The sequence below is a fragment of the Bacillus sp. F9_6S_D1_P_5 genome, assembly GCF_054823925.1.
Genome location: NZ_JBTREW010000001.1, coordinates 21140 through 37765, shown reverse-complemented (window position 1 = coordinate 37765; position 16626 = coordinate 21140). Strand labels below are relative to the sequence as shown.

The window sequence follows — 16626 nt, the reverse complement described above, 5'->3', positions numbered from 1 at the left end:
CTTTTATTTGACCCTTTATTTTTAATTTTGTATACTTCCCTCTAGTTATATATGTCCGTTAGGAACAATTTCATATAGATGGGAGGAATTTTTCATGCTTCGTTATTCTCTTTTAGTTTTATTAGGAGCGTGTAGTTATGGGATTTTAGCTATTTTCGTTAAACTTGCCTATGCAGAAGGATTTTCACTTGGAGAGGTAATTGGCAGCCAATATTTGTTCGGTTGGATTATTTTGCTTGCTATTACACTTCTATTTTCCAGACATCGTGTTCCATTAAAACAAGCGTTAATTTTATTCGTTGCAGGTACATCTGCAAGTTTCACTGGAATTTTTTATTATGCTTCATTAAAAACTGTACCAGCATCTATTGCAATTATACTTTTATTCCAATTTGTTTGGGTCGGAATTATTATTGAAGCAGTCGCAACAAAAACATTGCCTTCAAGAGAAAAGGTAATTTCCGTTATTATCTTACTTGCAGGTACATTTTTATCAAGTGGTTTACTAGAAAAATCAGCAGGTGATTTCGATACGACTGGAATCATATTAGGTTTATTATCTGCTGTTACATTTGCAACATACATTTTCGTCAGCGGAAAAGTTGCTGTTGAAGTACCTTCATTACCGCGCGGTGTTCTCTTAATGGCAGGCGCTTTAACTTTAGTAATGATCGTATTCCCGCCAACATTTATTTTGAATGGTGCAATTTCTGAAGGACTTTGGAAATACGGTTTAGGTTTAGGAACATTTAGTATCGTTATTCCTTCTATTGCCTTTACAATTGGTATTCCGAAAATCGGTTCTGGCTTAGCAACTATTCTTGGTGCAGCAGAACTACCAGTTACAACAATTATGTCTGTATTCATTTTAAAAGAAGCTGTACTATCTTCACAATGGTTCGGTGTATCCCTTATTTTAATCGGTATTGCAATCCCGCAAATTGCCTATGCAATGCGTGGACGTTATCGTAAGCATCATACACACAAAAAATTGGCAGCATAAAGTGAAACTTTAATCAGTGGGGTCTTCATCCCCCACTGATTATTAGTTGAACCAATCGGACTTTAATGGGAGAGGATTTTCATTTGAGAATCCTCTCCTTTCTTATTGTATACTTAATGTAAATACTTCATTTAAGAAAGAGGGCATTATAAGTGGCAGCAAATCGAGAGCAATTAACTGAGACGCTAATTTCTATTCGTCGAAATTTACACGAGCATCCAGAATTATCATACGAAGAATTTGAAACGACGAAAGCTATAAAAAATTGGTTAGAAGAGAAAAACATTACAATTATAAATTCTAATTTAGAAACAGGCGTTATTGCTGAAATTTCAGGGAATAATAGCGGACCACTTATAGCAATCCGTGCTGATATTGATGCCCTTCCTATTCAAGAAGAAACAAATTTGCCGTACGCTTCAAAAATTCACGGCAGGATGCATGCTTGTGGGCATGATTTTCATACAGCTGCTATTATAGGTGCCGCTTATTTATTAAAGGAAAAGGAATCTTCTCTTAGCGGAACGGTACGCTTTATATTCCAGCCAGCTGAAGAAAGTAGTAATGGTGCTTGCAAAGTCATTGAAGCCGGGCATTTACATGGCGTTCAAGCTATTTTCGGTATGCATAATAAACCTGATTTACCAGTCGGTACAATCGGTATTAAAGATGGTCCACTGATGGCTGGGGTTGATCGATTCGAAATTGAAATTCACGGAGTTGGTACACATGCAGCTGTACCAGATGCTGGAGTAGACCCTATTGTCGCGTCTTCTCAAATTGTGATGGCACTACAAACAATTGTAAGCCGAAATATAAGTTCTTCACATAATGCCGTCGTCAGTGTCACAAACATCCATTCAGGAAATACGTGGAACGTTATTCCTGAAAAAGCAACGCTAGAAGGAACTGTACGTACATTCCAAACGGAAACACGCGAAAAGATTCCAGCACTAATGAAACGTATTATCCAAGGGATTTCTGATGCATTAGGTGTAAAAACAGAATTTCGTTTTTATGCAGGTCCTCCTGCCGTTCATAACGATACATCTCTAACAAACTTATCGACTCAAGTTGCCGAAAATATGAATTTAAATATCATCTCTCCTACCCCGTCAATGGCTGGAGAAGATTTTTCTTTTTATCAACAAGAAATACCTGGTTCATTCGTCTTTATGGGAACGAGTGGTACACATGAATGGCATCATCCCGCTTTTACAGTAGACGAGCGGGCATTACCTATAAGTGCAGAATACTTCGCTTTGTTAGCTGAAAAAGCACTTAAACAATTTGCATAAAAAAGGAGCCGTTAAGAGATACTTAACGGCCCCTTTCTATTAAGTTAAATCACGTTTTAAAAATACTGTATAGGAAATACTTAAAAATACAAATAAATACAGTAATAACATACATGATGCAAACGGGAACGTTACTCCATCAATAAAACTGCCATTCTTTGAAATACTGTATAAATCTGTGTTTGCTGGCAATAAATATTTCGCCCAATTATATCTAGTTGCTGCTAGTAATGCGATGTTTCCTGATAAAGCGAGAAATAGTGAAATACCAATCGCTCCTCCGCTAGATCTTGTTAGCACAGAAATCATAAATGCAAACGCTGCGTACACGATCGTCGGCAACCAAGATAAAATATAATACTGACTAGCTTCTACAAAAATATTTTGTTTTATAATATTTCCATCTTGGAAAATAAACTCGCTCCATGCAGGCTGCTGGAATTTATAAATAACTAGTCCACATAAAGTGGAGAAAATCATATTAAATATAAACAATAACGCTGCAAATATCACAATTGCTAAAAATTTGGCTGTCAAAATTTTAAAGCGGCTTGCTGGTCGTATCGTTAAAAATTTATATGTTCCCCAGCTATATTCATTCGCAAAAATTGTACTTGCATACACGAGGATAAACGGGAGTAATATTGGAAATACGATAAAACCTGTATCTCTCATGAAAGAAAGCGGAGAACTACTTGCCGGTGCTGTATCTGTGTCTAAGTACTTCATCTTAAGCTGATATTCCTTTACAAGCTCGTCCCCAGATCGTTCTGCTAAAATAGCTTCTTTTTTCATGCCTAGCTTTTTCTCAATTTCTACAGTTCTTTCTGTATAATCGGCTTTCCATCCTTTTGTTTCCGGTTCCAAATACTTTACCGTAACCCATCCTAATCCGATTATTAATACTGCAATAACTGCAAATGGAATAATCGTTCGCTTTCGCTTAAATATTTTATACAGTTCGTTATACACTAAATTAAACAATATCTTTTCCCCCTGTTAATTCTAAAAATTGCTCTTCTAACGTTTTTCTTTCTTCATATACACGATACACTTGAATGTTTTTCTCAAGCAATGTACGAATAACATTTGGGATTTCTTCATCTTTTACATGAATAAGTAGGTCATTACCTTTTATTAAAACATCTTGTTCTAGCATTTCTGCTGCTTTATTCGCATCATCTACACGTATACGTATTGTCTCCATCTCTTCACTTTGCTTATGCTGAATATTTTGCGTCGCGACATATTCTCCGTGCTGAATAATGATAACTCTGTCACACATTAATTCAACTTCTGAAAGTAAATGACTAGATACAAGTACCGCTTTTCCTTGTTCATGCGCAATTTTCTTTATGTACATTCTCATCTCATGTATTCCACTAGGATCTAATCCATTCGTTGGTTCATCTAATATCAATACATCTGGATCGTGAATAAGCGCTTGAGCTATACCTAAACGTTGTCTCATGCCGAGTGAATATGCTTTTACTTTACGATCAATTACTTGTCCCATCCCTAGTAATTCCACTACTTCATCGATACGTTCTTCTGTCACATTACCATTCATTCGTCCGAAATATGTTAAATTTTCATAGCCACTCAAGAAAGGATAAAATTCCGGTGTCTCAATTACTGCTCCAATTTTCGAAGCAGTACTTTCGAATTGCTGTTTTACAGATTGGCCATCAATCCAAACTTCGCCCTCTGTCATACGAATCATGCCGACCATCATTCTCATTAAAGTCGTTTTCCCAGCACCATTTGGCCCGAGCAGGCCAACTACTTCACCTTTTTTAACTTCGAAACTAATATTTTCTACAAGTGTCTTTGAACCGATTCGCTTCGTTAACCGCTCAACCTTTACAATTGATTGTTCATTTGTCATTCTATACAACCTTTCCTTCCCATTCTTTGTCAGGTCTTTACACTGTAACATGATTATTTTTCTGTGTAAAATAGAAAAAGGCATGATTTCTCATGCCTTTTCCTTGAAATGAAACGAATTTTCATCTTGTAAACTTTGAATAAATCGAAAACATTGCACCATCGATAATAGGACGATAACAACCATAATTATACTAACAACTACTATTGCATATATTGTAATTGGTGCACTATTTATCCCTTGTATTCCTACTATTTTCATAAAAATAATCGTAAATAATTTCAAAAATAACATCCCATTAACTAATCCAAAAACAAACGCTGCGCCATAAATGAATAATTGCTCCTGGCATAATACACATAGTACGTTCCTATTCTCTGCTACATAAGATTTAATTTCCTCTTTCCTCACTTGCAGAAGAGAAAACGTTATTTTATATGTAGTAAAAATACATATAACAATGAATATAAGAAACAGCGTGTAAAAACACATTTGAAATAAAAGTGTATTCCCTAATTCCCCAATAGCCCCTTTATTAAATTGGAGCGATATCATAAAAAACAAAACCATAGTACTCATAGCAATCCACATAAATTGCTTCATCCTTTTGGCAGCAAATGTTCTTATATTTTTTCTCACTAACTGACATAAAGACATATGTTCTTCCCCTACCTTACTTCATAACAAACTCATTCTATACTACTAGTGTATAAAAATATGACATTTTAAACATCGCACTACAATCTGAATTGTTTCTAAGTCTTTAGTCCTAGAAAACGAAAATGGTAAAAAAATCATATTCAGAATATAATTGTAAAAAGGAGGAGTATTACATGCGTATAAAATTACTATCAATCTTGTTTTTATTATTTCTCACCGGTTGTAGCCCACTAAAAAACAATGAATTTGCTGTTGTTGAGCCATACAAATTAACAGAAAAGCAATCTTCTATTTTACAAATGACTCCTTTTCAAGAAGGAAACAGCATGTTTTATAACGTTACACTAAAAAATGAAAAAGATGAAATACATGCTACGCTTGATTATTATCAAAATGGTAAAAAAGTGAAAGAGATTGCCAACATAGCTTCATCACATTTTCCAGAAAAGAAAGTAAAGCTTTCTTTTTTACCACCTCAATCCCAACTCGATAAAGATGTACAAACACAAAAACATTGGTATGTTAATATTGGAGGTAGTTCCATGCTCGTTCCTGAAGAAACACCACCGATCGTAACTAGCTCTACATCTACTACTATTCAATCTGCTATTAACTTAACATACAATCAAAAAACGACTTTAACAGCTATTATAAAAACGAATAATGAAACCGTAAGAGTGCCAATGCTTGAGGAAAAAAACTCTATTGAAAAACTATTACAAGAAAATGAACATGTTTATCTCTTTAGTATAGAACTAAAAAAGAACACTAAAGCGGAAATGCAATAGTATTGCATTTCCGCTTTAGTGTTTAATGAGGTGTACTTTTTAATAACTTAATTAATCTCATCCTCTACTTCAATTCTTTTCTTCTCTCTTGCAATTTTCAAAAACTCTAAAAGTTCTGGATTAGTATTCATTTTTTTGTACGCTACTGACATTTCTGCAACAAAATTCGAATCATATAACTCTTTATATACGACCTCGGTTTTATATAATTTATTCGCTGACACAGGTATTACCGTAATTCCAATTCCCGCCGCTACAAGCCCCATAACTGTTTGATATTCCGTCGCTTCTTGTACAATATGTGGACTAAACCCTACGTCACGGCAAAGTGATAAAATTGTATCGTATAACGCTGGCCATACGGGCCTTGTAATAAATACGAACGGTTCGTCTCTTAAATCTTCAATATGTATTTCATCCTTTTCAGCAAGTGGATGTGCCTTCGGTAAACATAACGTACAAGAAAGCCTTTGAATTGGTTCTAACTCTAGTAATTGCGTTGGAATTGGCGGACGTAAAAAACCAATATCAATACGGTTATCGTGAAGTGCATGCACTTGATCTGGTGTTGACAGTTCATGTAGTGCAACAGACACTCTCGGAAATTTCTTTCTATACTCCCTTACGATAGATGGTAAAATATCATATATCGCCGCACCTACAAAACCAATTGAAAGTGAGCCCACTTCTCCCCTTTGGGCACTTTGTGCAATCTCTACTGCTTTTTCAATTTGTTCAAACGCTTTTTTTACTTCTTTTAAAAACATTTCACCAGCTTCTGTTAATTCAACCTTTCTCTTCGTTCTTGAAAATAACATAACTCCCATTTCTTTTTCTAATTGCTGAATTTGTTGACTAAGCGGTGGTTGTGTCATTTGTAAACGAGCAGCTGCTCGTCCAAAGTGTAACTCCTCTGCCACTACAACAAAATATTGCAAATGCCGTAATTCCATTTTGGACACCCTTTTCACTTTCGATTAATACATCTAATATATTAATAACATATAATTTATATATTAGACAAACTTTTTGAATGAACGTATAGTAGAAATTGTTAATTCTTTTTTACAATTTTTATGTAAAAAAAGAAAGAGGTGGTTACTGTATGAAATGGTGGAAATTAAGCGGACAAATCTTATTATTATTTTGTTTCGCTTGGACAGGTGAATGGATTGCAAAACAGGCACACCTCCCAGTTCCAGGAAGTATAATCGGTATTTTTTTATTATTAATTTCATTAAAATTTAACCTAGTGAAAAAAGAGTGGATACAGGATGGAGCAGACTTTTTATTAAAAGAACTTATTTTATTTTTCATTCCTTCTGCAGTCGCTGTCATACGCTACAAAGATACACTATCACAATATGGAATCGATCTCATTTTAATTATTATGATTAGTACACTTTGTGTCACTCTAGCTACAGGACTCTTGACAGAATTGCTACTAAAGCGGAAAGGATCCATGCAATGATCGGCTTTCTTTGTTTATTATTAACACTATTCACATATTGGATATCGAAGAAAATGTATCAACGCTGGAATTGGAGCTTACTTTCTCCTCTTCTCGTTTGCCCTATTATTTTAATTGCTTTATTACTCGGACTAGACACACCTTATGAAACATATGAAACAGGTGGTCAATGGTTAACAGAATTATTAAAACCTGCAACAGTTGCTTTTGCATGGCCAATCTATAAATACTTTGATTTACTTAAGAAACATGGAATAGCTATTTTACTTAATGTCATTGTCGGTTCATTTTTATCAGTTATTACTTCAGCGCTACTAGCAAATTATTTTCAAATTGATTCATCGTTAGAACATAGTTTAGCACCTCATATTGTAACGACACCAATTGCAATGGCCATTTCAGAAATGATTGGTGGAATGTCACAATTAACAGCCGTATTTGTTGTTTTAACTGCGTTAACAGGGGCATTGCTCGGTCCTTCTCTCATACGTATATGTCGTATTAAAACAGCGCTCGCAAAAGGCATTATGTTAGGCACGAGCGCGAATGGAACCGGTACATCAAAAGCATTCGAAATCGGTCCTGTAGAAGGAACAATTGCAAGTTTATCTATGCTTTTAACAGCAGGAGCAAGTTTAATTATCGTTCCGCTTTTCTTATCGTGGATACATTAAAAAAGCGAATGTCTAGACACTCGCTTTTTTATTTATATATGTATTTAAGATCTCATAATCCTCCGGAAAAGATAGCGTTAATTCCTTTATTTCATCTATCCTCTTCCAAGCAATTTCATGTATTAATTCATCAGGATCTTGGATTTTCATACTACCGCCTATTTTTTTAACGACATAATAATAAACGTATACAGGAACCCCGTATGTAATACCTTCTTTTTCATATATTTTACTTAAAACTTCCACATTGTAACCTGTTTCTTCCCAAACTTCTCGAATACAACATTCTTCTAGTGTTTCTCCCTTTTCAAGCCCGCCACTTGGAACAGACCACCTTTTTTCTTCACCCTTTTGTCCTTGTAACACCATTAGAACTTCATTTCTTTCGTTTACACATACTGCTGCACAACCTATCCATCTTTTCATATATATCCCTCCCCTACTACTATTCGTCTTTTTTTATTTTCCCCTTGAAAAAAGAGGAAAATAGTAAAACAATGACGAAAGATTACATCAACTTCAAAGGCAATCCCTTCTTAGAAATGAAAAACGGAAGGATGAAAATATGATTTCTAAATATGTTGTGGAATGTGTCTTTTGTGAAGAAAATCGAAAACCTCGCCAAGCTATCGTAACAGTTCCCGCCACTACTCAGCTACTAGCCATTGAAAAAGTGCGTGCGGAATGTAAACGTCGTTTCGGAAAAGCTTTATTATTGCAAACAAAAATTAAAGAAGAAATAACTTTTGAACAAAAAGAAAGCCGACCATAAATTGGTCAGCTTTCTTATCCGATCATATTTTCACATGAAGATTAGGGGCATCCTCTTTAAGGATCGGGATTTTCCCATTATGTACGTTCCATAATGGTCATCGAACAATATATTTCTATGCAATTAATTATTGAATAGAATAGGGCAAAACTTGTTCGCATTTTTAGAAAAGGGATAGGGATATAATTCAAGTAGTACTTCGAATACTCGAACTTTACACTCATTATATTAAAGTAAATCCTTTTATATGGGAAATATGAATTACTTACATAATTCATTCGTAAAACATATTAGTTTGCTATATTATTTTTATTCTATCAATAACATACATCCAGCTAGAACTGGTGTCATAATCATAGAAAACTTCAAAAGCATACAAATAAAAAGCATCCTGGGCGGATGCTTTTCATACTTTTCTAAATTGATACTATGTACTTAGTCTTGATTAATCAAAATTACTGCAGGGCCAGCGACTACTACTCCAGCTACTTCTATCTTTTCAAATTCTTTTACTGTAATAGATATAACCCCTTCTCTTTCCATCAATTCTTTACTCAGGGCTTCAGTCGGTATAGCTTTCACCGTCTTACCTCCTTTTCATTTATACAATATGATACAGTAAAACTTTAATCAGTAGAGCTTCGGTCCACTCCGCACTGATTATAATTGAGCTACCCGTTTATGCACGATAAAAATAACCCAATGCATCTATATATATGCATCACCTCCGCTTTCATTCCTTATTCCCCCTAAAACGCTTCTCTCCCTTCCGTAACGTATTGAAAAATAAAAAAGCACTCGCAAACGCGAATGCTTTTTCATTATTTACTTTCTATTACATTTAACATTCTATTAATAAATGCTGCCGATTCTCCACGCGTCGCAGAACCTTTCGGCATAAATTCATTATTTTCATTTCCTTTTACAATACCTAATCCATAAACACGTTGTACAGCTTGTTTATCATATGCTAAATCTTGATCCGAGAATGGTAACGGAACTAAGTTACCTTTAATTTTTTTATATTGCAGTGCACGGTCAATCATGATAACAGCTTCATCTCGTTTAATCGTATCATTTGGAGCAAATGTCCCATTCCCTCTACCACTTATTATCCCGGCAGTTGCTGCACGATTAATACCGTCTATTAGCGATGGATGTGCTGTATTTATATCATTAAAATTCGATGATCCTTCAGGTAACTGCAATGATCTTGAAATGAAATTCGCAAATTCACCACGCGTTACGAGACGCTCTGGCCAATAAGAACCTTTCCCGTCTCCAACCATAATGCCACGTTTATCTAATTCACGAATGTCTGCTTCGTACCAACCGCCTGTTATATCATCCTTATGGTTCGCATCATAATAAGCTTTTGTTCCTTGTAAAAATGGTTCCCACGCATTGTTTTTAATCATAATGGCTGGACAATTTTTACCACTCCAAAATTGATGCTTCTTCACATTTTCTATAGGAATATGTAATTCTCCCATTAAATAAGCTGCTAGTTTACGAGCATTTTCAACAGCTTTATTATAATCACCATCTTCGTTTACAGCAATTTCAATCGCAATGGATTCTCGATTCCCAGTTCCTTCTGCCCCATCTCCGGCATGCCAAGCATTTTCGTTTAATGGAAGGTGTTGATAAATCTCTTTATCGTCTACCGTAAAGTGCCAAGACGCTGAACGATCTTCCGTTCCCGTTGCTTGGTTATATAAATATAGCGCATGGTTTCTAGCATTTGCCCCAACACTGTAATTATCTGTCTCATGAATCGTAATATACTTCGGATTCATCGCATAACCTGGACGAATATTGTCATTTCCTTTCGGTACAATCATTTCTTTTAAAGGTACACCATAAATATCTGTTGTTTTCTCTTCTAATGGTGCAGCATACATAACTGCTGCACGTTTTGTACGTGCTGGTATCGCTTCTTGAATAAGCGACGCCTTTGTTCCTTCAAACTTTGCTGAAGGTGAATAAATCCATTTCATCTCATCATTTATTTTGACTTGGAACCATTCTCCAGCCTGTCCAATTACTTGGATAGTTTGTGGCTCCAATACATTTCCTTCTTTGTATGAAGGAAATGGTTCAGAATAAATAGAGGTTACTTCATTAATAATCAACTTTTCATTTGATAAAGGGTGAATTTCTTTAATTTCTACATTGCCCTCACTATTTTCTATCCACCCAGTTCCAGATGAAGTTCGAACATAGTAAGCGTTTCCTTTTCTTTTCTCAGCTTTTACAACTTGGTTCGAAATGTGAACCCCTGTCTCTTTTTGAAAATTACTAGAATCGTATAAAGATACTTCTTTCACTATATGTACAAGAAACTCACCTTGCACTTCATTTATTACTCCCTTGTCCTCTCCACGACCATCTTCATCCTTCATATGGTTTTCAATACTTTTTAAAGCTTGTTCATCAGTTGAAACTGCTACTGTTTTTTCAAGCTCATTAGCATAGGAATAATTTGGAATCGTTACCGTACCAAATACAATCGATGCAGCTAAAACATTATAAAATCTTTTTTTCATCATAATACTTAACACGCCGTAATTAAATTCGTGTTAAATTCCCCCTCCTCAACCAAAATATAGGTTATATAGTAAACTATTAAGTAACATAACCATTTACAATATAACAGACTCATCCCAATTCGTATAGATAGGAATGACTACTATTTGCCTACATTTACTATATTGGAATATAAAAAAGAAGCTATAATATATAGCTTCTCTACGGTTCTTTAATCTCTTTGCACCTTATATTCCATGACTTTACCATCTCTATTAAATTGTAAAACAAGATGTTCACTATCTATAGGAATAAAGCCTCGTTCAGTTCCCAGATAGTACGAAGTGATAACCCCGTCTTCTCCATTTCTCGTTTCAGTAGGCGTTCCTAATAATTTTGTAATTTCCTCATTTGATTTTCCTGTTAATTTATATTTTTGTATTAGATTATCTACCATATGTACCCGTTTCTCTTCGGCATGTAACCATCGCTCTTGATTAAACTTTGAAGTGTATGTATTCATACTTAATTGTGCAGTACACACTATTAACGGAATGAGTGCTACTATTACCACTCCCGACATTTTCTTCTTTTCTTCATTACGATTTTTAGAAACATATAAGATAGACTTTTGAATCATAATTAATAAAACGAATGGCATGACTACTACAAAAATGCTCGTTACACTTAATGACGTATGTACCATATCAATAATAAAAATAAACGCAATATACATTAGTACATACAAACAAAAGTAAGCATACAAAATACCCCTTAATATAGCACTCAGAAACCCCACCTCTTTTTAATTCATTATATAATTCATTCGATTAATAGTTTCTCGAAGCTTTTCTAACTCTTGCTCTGTATATATTACTTTCCCTGTTAAGATTTCATTTCTGAAGAACGTTACAATTTGCTCTCTATCTTTTAATCTCGGCGTTTTTTCTTCAGAAAGATCTAGCACTTCTTTCCCACTCTCATTATAAAAATATACAATCGGTTTTACGTTTTCCTTTACAATATCAACTTGCACTTCTTTCAAACAATTGTATAGAATATGCGATAGTTTCTTCGCTCTATATACTGGATTCCCTTCATTTTTCACTTGTATCGTTAATGAATCTTCACCTGTAATGTATGCAAACGTCTCTTCTTTCTCCATCTCTTGTTGATACTTGCCAATTTCATCAATCATAAATGAATATATACTAGCATTTTCTTTCGTTATGCCATGAATTAAGTGCCCTGTCCATTCTTTCGTCTCAAGTACATACATACCCGTTTTACTTAAGACGAGATGATGAATTCGAAGATCATTTCCTCCATGCTGATTTCTAATAAAAACATTCGGCATAATATGAAATTCATTATGTAGTATTATGCCTTGCTCTACGAAACCACGCTTCATATATTGTAATGTTTCGTGTGTACTCACTTCAGCTCCATTTTTCGTATACTCTCGCAAATCTGCAATTAACTTTTGAAACATATGTATTTCGTTACTATGCTTTTCTTGCATTTCACTACGTTCTTTACTATGTTGCATAGCTAATTGATTTTTCATCATACGCATATTTTCAAGTTCTCTAGCTGCACTTATTTGTAAATCACTGTATTTCTTCTGTTCCATATTTTTCAATGTATTTTGTTGTTCTTTATGTTCTGTAACCGTAGCTGCAATTTCATTTTCGTACGTTTCAATCGCTTGTTTCTTTTCAAATTCTACTTGCTGGCTCTCTGATTCTAGCTGTTTATTTTTATAAAACAGCACGAATACTGCAGCTAATAATAATAAAATTACACCCATTAGCACATAATCCATATATTTTTCTCCTTCATTTCATTCCCTACTATTTTCCATACATATTTCTACTCCATTATACTATGTTATTCTTATATTTTTTGTGAAAATTTCATGCGCAGTCAAAAGACCTTGTAATTCTACAAGGCCTTTTGTAAACTTCCTTTATTTTGTAGTAAATACATATTATAATACAACCCTTGTTCACTCAGTAATTCTTGATGTGTTCCTCTTTCTACTATCTCTCCATCATGCATAACAAAAATTTGATCTGCATCTTGAATTGTAGATAATCTGTGCGCAATTGCTATAGTCGTTCTCCCTTTTCGCATTTGCTGTAATGCTGTTTGGATTGCATCCTCAGTTTCTGTATCAATATTAGCTGTTGCTTCATCCAATACTAATACTTTCGGATTCGTTGCTATCGTTCTAGCAAAGGCAATTAATTGTCGTTGACCACTAGAAAAAGCGGCTCCTCTTTCTACTACTTCCGTTTCATACTGCTCTGGTAATTTCTCAATAAACGTATTCGCTTGCACAAATTGCGCTGCTTCTTTTACTTCTTCATCCGTAATCTCTTCATTATACATACGTATATTTTGTTTTACATTTCCCGCAAATAAAAATGCATCTTGCAACACGAGTCCTATTTTCTTTCTAATTTCTTGTTCTGTAAATTTCTCTAAATCTACACCATCTATTACAATATTTCCGGAATTAATATTATAAAATCGCATTAACAAATTCATAATGGTACTTTTTCCGCTACCAGTGTGTCCAACGAAAGCAACCGTTTGCCCTTGTTTCACGTGAAAAGATACATTTTTTAAAACATCTCGTTTACCATCATATGAAAAAGTAACATTTTTAAATTCAATATCTCCATTAACGACTTGAGGATTTCCGTCCCCTTTTTGAACTGGTGCTAGATCTTTTTCATCCATTAAATGAAATACACGTGATGATGAAACAAGTGCCTGTTGGAAAAATGATAATTTCATCATCATCTCATTTACAGGCTGGAAGAAACGGTGTATATAGTTAACAAAGGCATATAGAACTCCTACTTCAACAGGGCTCTTTAAAGCATCAATTCCAAATAAACCAAGGACTAACGCAATAGCTACAATATGAACTAAATCCGTTGCTGGACGTAAAAGTAACGCATCTAACTTTAACGTACGTCGCCCTGCACTATAATGTTTATCATTCACTTCTTCAAACTCTTTTCTCATGCGCTTTTCTTGTCTGAACACTTGAACAATATTCATTCCTTGAATGGACTCATTTAACTTTGCATTTAGCACGCTAAGTTGATTACGTACTTCTAAATAAAAAACTGCACTTTTCCGGCGATATAGCACCATAATTGCAAACATGATCGGAATTAATACGAGAGAAAATAGAGCTAATTTTACATTTAATAAAAACATTGCTACTACAATACCTATTAAAAAGACTACATTTTTGACAAATGTGGACAATACACTTACATAAAAATCTTTAATTGCTTCCGTATCATTCGTTATGCGCGATACGAGCGTACCAATCGGCGTACGATCAAAGAAACTTAATGACAACTTTTGAACATGATCATATACTTCCACACGCATATCTTGAACAATTTTAAAAGCGATATTTTGAAAATACAATAAGTCTAAATACGTAAATAATACTTTTAATAAATGAGCAATAAGATACACTACAAATAGCGTAACAAGTGCTGACTGATCAAAGTTACGTGGTACTAAATGTTCATCAAGAAATTGTTTAATTAAAAAAGGGCCCATCATTTCAGTGACAGTTGCACCAACTAAAAAGATAAATGCTAAAGATAGCAATCCTTTATATGGCTTCATATAAGAAAGTAACCTACTTAAATCACTCCGCTTCTTCTTAGTCATCATACGCCTCCTTTCTCGACCAATGCTTCTAACTGCTGGCTCTCATACATTTCTTTATACCAACCGTTTTCTTCCATTAATTGCTCATGTGTACCTCGTTGCACAATTCTCCCCTCATCCACAACAAGAATAAGATTGGCATGTTGAATTGCACTTAAACGATGAGCAGTAATAATCGTTGTTTTTCCTGCTCTTTCCCTCTTTAATGCATTTAAAATCGTTTCTTCTGTTTTTGCATCTACTGCTGATAAACAATCATCCAAAATTAAAATTTCAGCATCCGTTAATAAAGCACGCGCAATAGAAATTCTCTGTTTTTGACCTCCAGATAACGAAACGCCTCTTTCTCCTACTACTGTTTCATACCCTTCTGAAAATTGGAGGATGTCATTATGAATACAAGCAATCTCTGCAGCCCGGGTAATTTCATTATATGTAGCATCCGCCTTTCCGAAGGCAATATTTTCCCCAATACTCGCGGAAAATAAAAAATGATCTTGCGGTACATATGAAATGGCAGAACGAACACCGTAAAGTGTTACATCACGAATATCCCGCTCCCCAACTTTTAATTCACCATTAAAATGATCATACTCACGAATTAAACATTTTAATAACGTCGTTTTCCCCGCACCTGTCCGTCCGACAACTCCTAGTGTTTCACCTTTCTTCAAATCAAAGTGAACATCTATTAGCTGCGACAATTCATTTTTCTTATATGAAAATGAATCAATTGCAAATGTAACATCACCGCTTGCTACTTTATGTACAGCATCTTCTCTATTTACGACATCTGATTTTTGAGAGAGAATTTTCTCTACACGGTCATACGAAGCACGCCCACGCTCCATAATATTAAACAACCATCCAAACGCTAACATTGGCCACACGAGGGTACCTAAATACGTTGTAAATGTAACAAGATTACCTACAGTTAATTCGCCTCTCACAACTAATACTGACCCGTAACATACTGCAATTAAAAAAGAAAATCCAACGATAAGAGAGATAGTCGGATCAAACAACGAATCAATACGTGCAACCAACATATTTTTATGTACGACATCTTCTGACTTTTTTCGAAATGCTTGTAAATCTTCTTTCTCTTGTCCAAGGGACCGAATTACCTTCATCCCACTCATACTCTCTTGCACTTTATCATTGATTTCCGAAAACGATTGCTGCGCTTTATGGAACCTTTTATGTAATAACGTTCCATAATAATTTGTCGAAATCGCTACAATCGGCATTGGAATTAAGCTTAACAATGTTAACTTCCAACTAATTGTAAAGCCCATTGCTACGAGTACACATCCCCCAACGGCTAATGAGTCAACAAGCGTTAAAACGCCTGATCCAGCAGTTTGTTGAATTGCCTGAATATCATTGGTCGCATGCGCCATCAAATCACCCGTACGACGTGATTGATAAAAAGATGGACTCATCTTTGTAAAATGTTCATATAAATTCTTTCGTAATTGACGGGCTAGTTTTAACGAAGATCCAAAAATCATAATACGCCATAAATAACGTAATATGTACATAGTAATCCCTACAACTACTAACAGAACAACCCACTTCAACAATTTTTCGGATGTTAATGTTCCATTATTAATTTCATCCACTACAATACCTAGTACTTTCGGGGCTACGAGTTCAAGAAGCGCGACACCAAACAACATAATAATTCCGATTATGTACGCTCGTTTTTCTTGTTTAAAAAACCAAGCTAAATTAATAAATACCTTCATTTTTATCCTCCTCCCTTAAAATGAGCGATGTTTTCAGTTTACCAAAAATACAGAATTTTTAAAAGTTTTAAACACTTTTTATAA

17 protein-coding genes are annotated in these 16626 nt (G+C 34.7%); 6 read left to right on the top strand and 11 right to left on the bottom strand.

Going from position 1 to position 16626, the window contains the following annotated elements:
- Positions 1–94 precede the first annotated feature (94 nt).
- Complete coding sequence (locus ACUXEY_RS00210) at positions 95–1003, top strand: EamA family transporter (protein ID WP_429605789.1); 909 nt, start codon at positions 95–97, stop codon at positions 1001–1003.
- Between the two features lie 152 nt (positions 1004–1155).
- Positions 1156–2301, top strand: a complete 1146-nt coding sequence (locus ACUXEY_RS00205; protein ID WP_166704063.1) for a M20 peptidase aminoacylase family protein — start codon at positions 1156–1158, stop codon at positions 2299–2301.
- Between the two features lie 39 nt (positions 2302–2340).
- Here ACUXEY_RS00205 and ACUXEY_RS00200 read toward each other — a convergent pair whose 3' ends face one another.
- The 3 genes from ACUXEY_RS00200 to ACUXEY_RS00190 all read right to left on the bottom strand — a co-directional run bounded on the left by ACUXEY_RS00200 (position 2341) and on the right by ACUXEY_RS00190 (position 4846).
- The gene (locus tag ACUXEY_RS00200; RefSeq protein WP_166704065.1) at positions 2341–3285 is read right to left on the bottom strand and encodes an ABC transporter permease; all 945 of its coding nucleotides are present in this window, start codon (positions 3283–3285) and stop codon (positions 2341–2343) included.
- Positions 3278–4189 carry an ABC transporter ATP-binding protein gene (locus tag ACUXEY_RS00195; protein WP_166704067.1) on the bottom strand — a complete coding sequence of 304 codons (912 nt, stop codon included), beginning with the start codon at positions 4187–4189 and terminating at the stop codon, positions 3278–3280. The genes ACUXEY_RS00200 and ACUXEY_RS00195 overlap by 8 nt, the downstream gene beginning before the upstream one ends.
- Positions 4190–4279: 90 nt before the next feature.
- Positions 4280–4846: an ABC transporter permease gene (locus ACUXEY_RS00190; RefSeq protein ID WP_461299787.1), complete on the bottom strand. Its 567-nt coding sequence runs from the start codon at positions 4844–4846 to the stop codon at positions 4280–4282.
- A gap of 176 nt (positions 4847–5022) precedes the next feature.
- On the opposite strand from ACUXEY_RS00190, the gene ACUXEY_RS00185 reads away from it, so the two are divergent.
- Complete coding sequence (locus ACUXEY_RS00185; protein WP_461299786.1) at positions 5023–5637, top strand: histidine kinase; 615 nt, start codon at positions 5023–5025, stop codon at positions 5635–5637.
- Positions 5638–5684: 47 nt separating this feature from the next.
- Here the strand turns inward: ACUXEY_RS00185 and alsR are convergent, their stop codons facing one another.
- Positions 5685–6590, bottom strand: a complete 906-nt coding sequence (alsR, locus tag ACUXEY_RS00180; protein WP_000423228.1) for an acetoin biosynthesis transcriptional regulator AlsR — start codon at positions 6588–6590, stop codon at positions 5685–5687.
- 152 nt (positions 6591–6742) lie between these two features.
- Here alsR and ACUXEY_RS00175 point away from each other — a divergent pair, with 152 nt between their 5' ends.
- Both ACUXEY_RS00175 and ACUXEY_RS00170 read left to right on the top strand, forming a co-directional pair.
- Positions 6743–7108 carry a CidA/LrgA family holin-like protein gene (locus ACUXEY_RS00175; protein ID WP_461299785.1) on the top strand — a complete coding sequence of 122 codons (366 nt, stop codon included), beginning with the start codon at positions 6743–6745 and terminating at the stop codon, positions 7106–7108.
- A complete protein-coding gene (locus ACUXEY_RS00170) occupies positions 7105–7782 on the top strand; it encodes an LrgB family protein (protein WP_429603190.1) in 678 nt (225 codons plus the stop codon). The genes ACUXEY_RS00175 and ACUXEY_RS00170 overlap by 4 nt, the downstream gene beginning before the upstream one ends.
- Positions 7783–7794: 12 nt before the next feature.
- On the opposite strand, the gene ACUXEY_RS00165 is transcribed toward ACUXEY_RS00170, so the two are convergent.
- Positions 7795–8208, bottom strand: coding sequence for an NUDIX hydrolase (locus tag ACUXEY_RS00165; RefSeq protein ID WP_461299784.1), 414 nt, complete (start codon positions 8206–8208; stop codon positions 7795–7797).
- A 139-nt stretch (positions 8209–8347) separates the two neighbouring features.
- Between ACUXEY_RS00165 and ACUXEY_RS00160 the strand changes: the two genes are divergently transcribed.
- Positions 8348–8554 (top strand): DUF3903 domain-containing protein, encoded by a 207-nt coding sequence (locus ACUXEY_RS00160; protein ID WP_166704078.1) that lies wholly within the window; start codon positions 8348–8350, stop codon positions 8552–8554.
- A 435-nt stretch (positions 8555–8989) separates the two neighbouring features.
- Here the strand turns inward: ACUXEY_RS00160 and ACUXEY_RS00155 are convergent, their stop codons facing one another.
- The 6 genes from ACUXEY_RS00155 to ACUXEY_RS00130 form a co-directional block, all read right to left on the bottom strand.
- Positions 8990–9136, bottom strand: a complete 147-nt coding sequence (locus ACUXEY_RS00155) for a BC1881 family protein (RefSeq protein WP_048527526.1) — start codon at positions 9134–9136, stop codon at positions 8990–8992.
- Between the two features lie 239 nt (positions 9137–9375).
- Positions 9376–11103, bottom strand: a complete 1728-nt coding sequence (locus tag ACUXEY_RS00150; RefSeq protein ID WP_461300036.1) for an S-layer homology domain-containing protein — start codon at positions 11101–11103, stop codon at positions 9376–9378.
- A gap of 212 nt (positions 11104–11315) precedes the next feature.
- A complete protein-coding gene (locus ACUXEY_RS00145) occupies positions 11316–11882 on the bottom strand; it encodes a hypothetical protein (RefSeq protein ID WP_461299783.1) in 567 nt (188 codons plus the stop codon).
- Positions 11883–11888: 6 nt separating this feature from the next.
- Complete coding sequence (locus ACUXEY_RS00140) at positions 11889–12908, bottom strand: nuclease-related domain-containing protein (protein ID WP_461299782.1); 1020 nt, start codon at positions 12906–12908, stop codon at positions 11889–11891.
- A gap of 119 nt (positions 12909–13027) precedes the next feature.
- Positions 13028–14791 carry an ABC transporter ATP-binding protein gene (locus ACUXEY_RS00135; protein WP_429603194.1) on the bottom strand — a complete coding sequence of 588 codons (1764 nt, stop codon included), beginning with the start codon at positions 14789–14791 and terminating at the stop codon, positions 13028–13030.
- Positions 14791–16542, bottom strand: a complete 1752-nt coding sequence (locus tag ACUXEY_RS00130) for an ABC transporter transmembrane domain-containing protein (protein ID WP_166704087.1) — start codon at positions 16540–16542, stop codon at positions 14791–14793. Before ACUXEY_RS00130 ends, ACUXEY_RS00135 begins: the two co-directional genes overlap by 1 nt.
- Positions 16543–16626: the final 84 nt, after the last annotated feature.

What these genes read in the sequence shown, in the direction of transcription:
- ACUXEY_RS00210 (WP_429605789.1), top strand. Translation starts at nt 95, where the DNA reads ATGCTTCGTTATTCTCTTTTAGTTTTATTAGGAGCGTGTAGTTATGGG.
- ACUXEY_RS00195 (WP_166704067.1), bottom strand. Translation starts at nt 4,189, where the DNA reads ATGACAAATGAACAATCAATTGTAAAGGTTGAGCGGTTAACGAAGCGA.
- ACUXEY_RS00190 (WP_461299787.1), bottom strand. Translation starts at nt 4,846, where the DNA reads ATGTCTTTATGTCAGTTAGTGAGAAAAAATATAAGAACATTTGCTGCC.
- ACUXEY_RS00185 (WP_461299786.1), top strand. Translation starts at nt 5,023, where the DNA reads ATGCGTATAAAATTACTATCAATCTTGTTTTTATTATTTCTCACCGGT.
- alsR (WP_000423228.1), bottom strand. Translation starts at nt 6,590, where the DNA reads ATGGAATTACGGCATTTGCAATATTTTGTTGTAGTGGCAGAGGAGTTA.
- ACUXEY_RS00175 (WP_461299785.1), top strand. Translation starts at nt 6,743, where the DNA reads ATGAAATGGTGGAAATTAAGCGGACAAATCTTATTATTATTTTGTTTC.
- ACUXEY_RS00170 (WP_429603190.1), top strand. Translation starts at nt 7,105, where the DNA reads ATGATCGGCTTTCTTTGTTTATTATTAACACTATTCACATATTGGATA.
- ACUXEY_RS00165 (WP_461299784.1), bottom strand. Translation starts at nt 8,208, where the DNA reads ATGAAAAGATGGATAGGTTGTGCAGCAGTATGTGTAAACGAAAGAAAT.
- ACUXEY_RS00160 (WP_166704078.1), top strand. Translation starts at nt 8,348, where the DNA reads ATGATTTCTAAATATGTTGTGGAATGTGTCTTTTGTGAAGAAAATCGA.
- ACUXEY_RS00150 (WP_461300036.1), bottom strand. Translation starts at nt 11,103, where the DNA reads ATGAAAAAAAGATTTTATAATGTTTTAGCTGCATCGATTGTATTTGGT.
- ACUXEY_RS00140 (WP_461299782.1), bottom strand. Translation starts at nt 12,908, where the DNA reads ATGGATTATGTGCTAATGGGTGTAATTTTATTATTATTAGCTGCAGTA.
- ACUXEY_RS00135 (WP_429603194.1), bottom strand. Translation starts at nt 14,791, where the DNA reads ATGACTAAGAAGAAGCGGAGTGATTTAAGTAGGTTACTTTCTTATATG.
- ACUXEY_RS00130 (WP_166704087.1), bottom strand. Translation starts at nt 16,542, where the DNA reads ATGAAGGTATTTATTAATTTAGCTTGGTTTTTTAAACAAGAAAAACGA.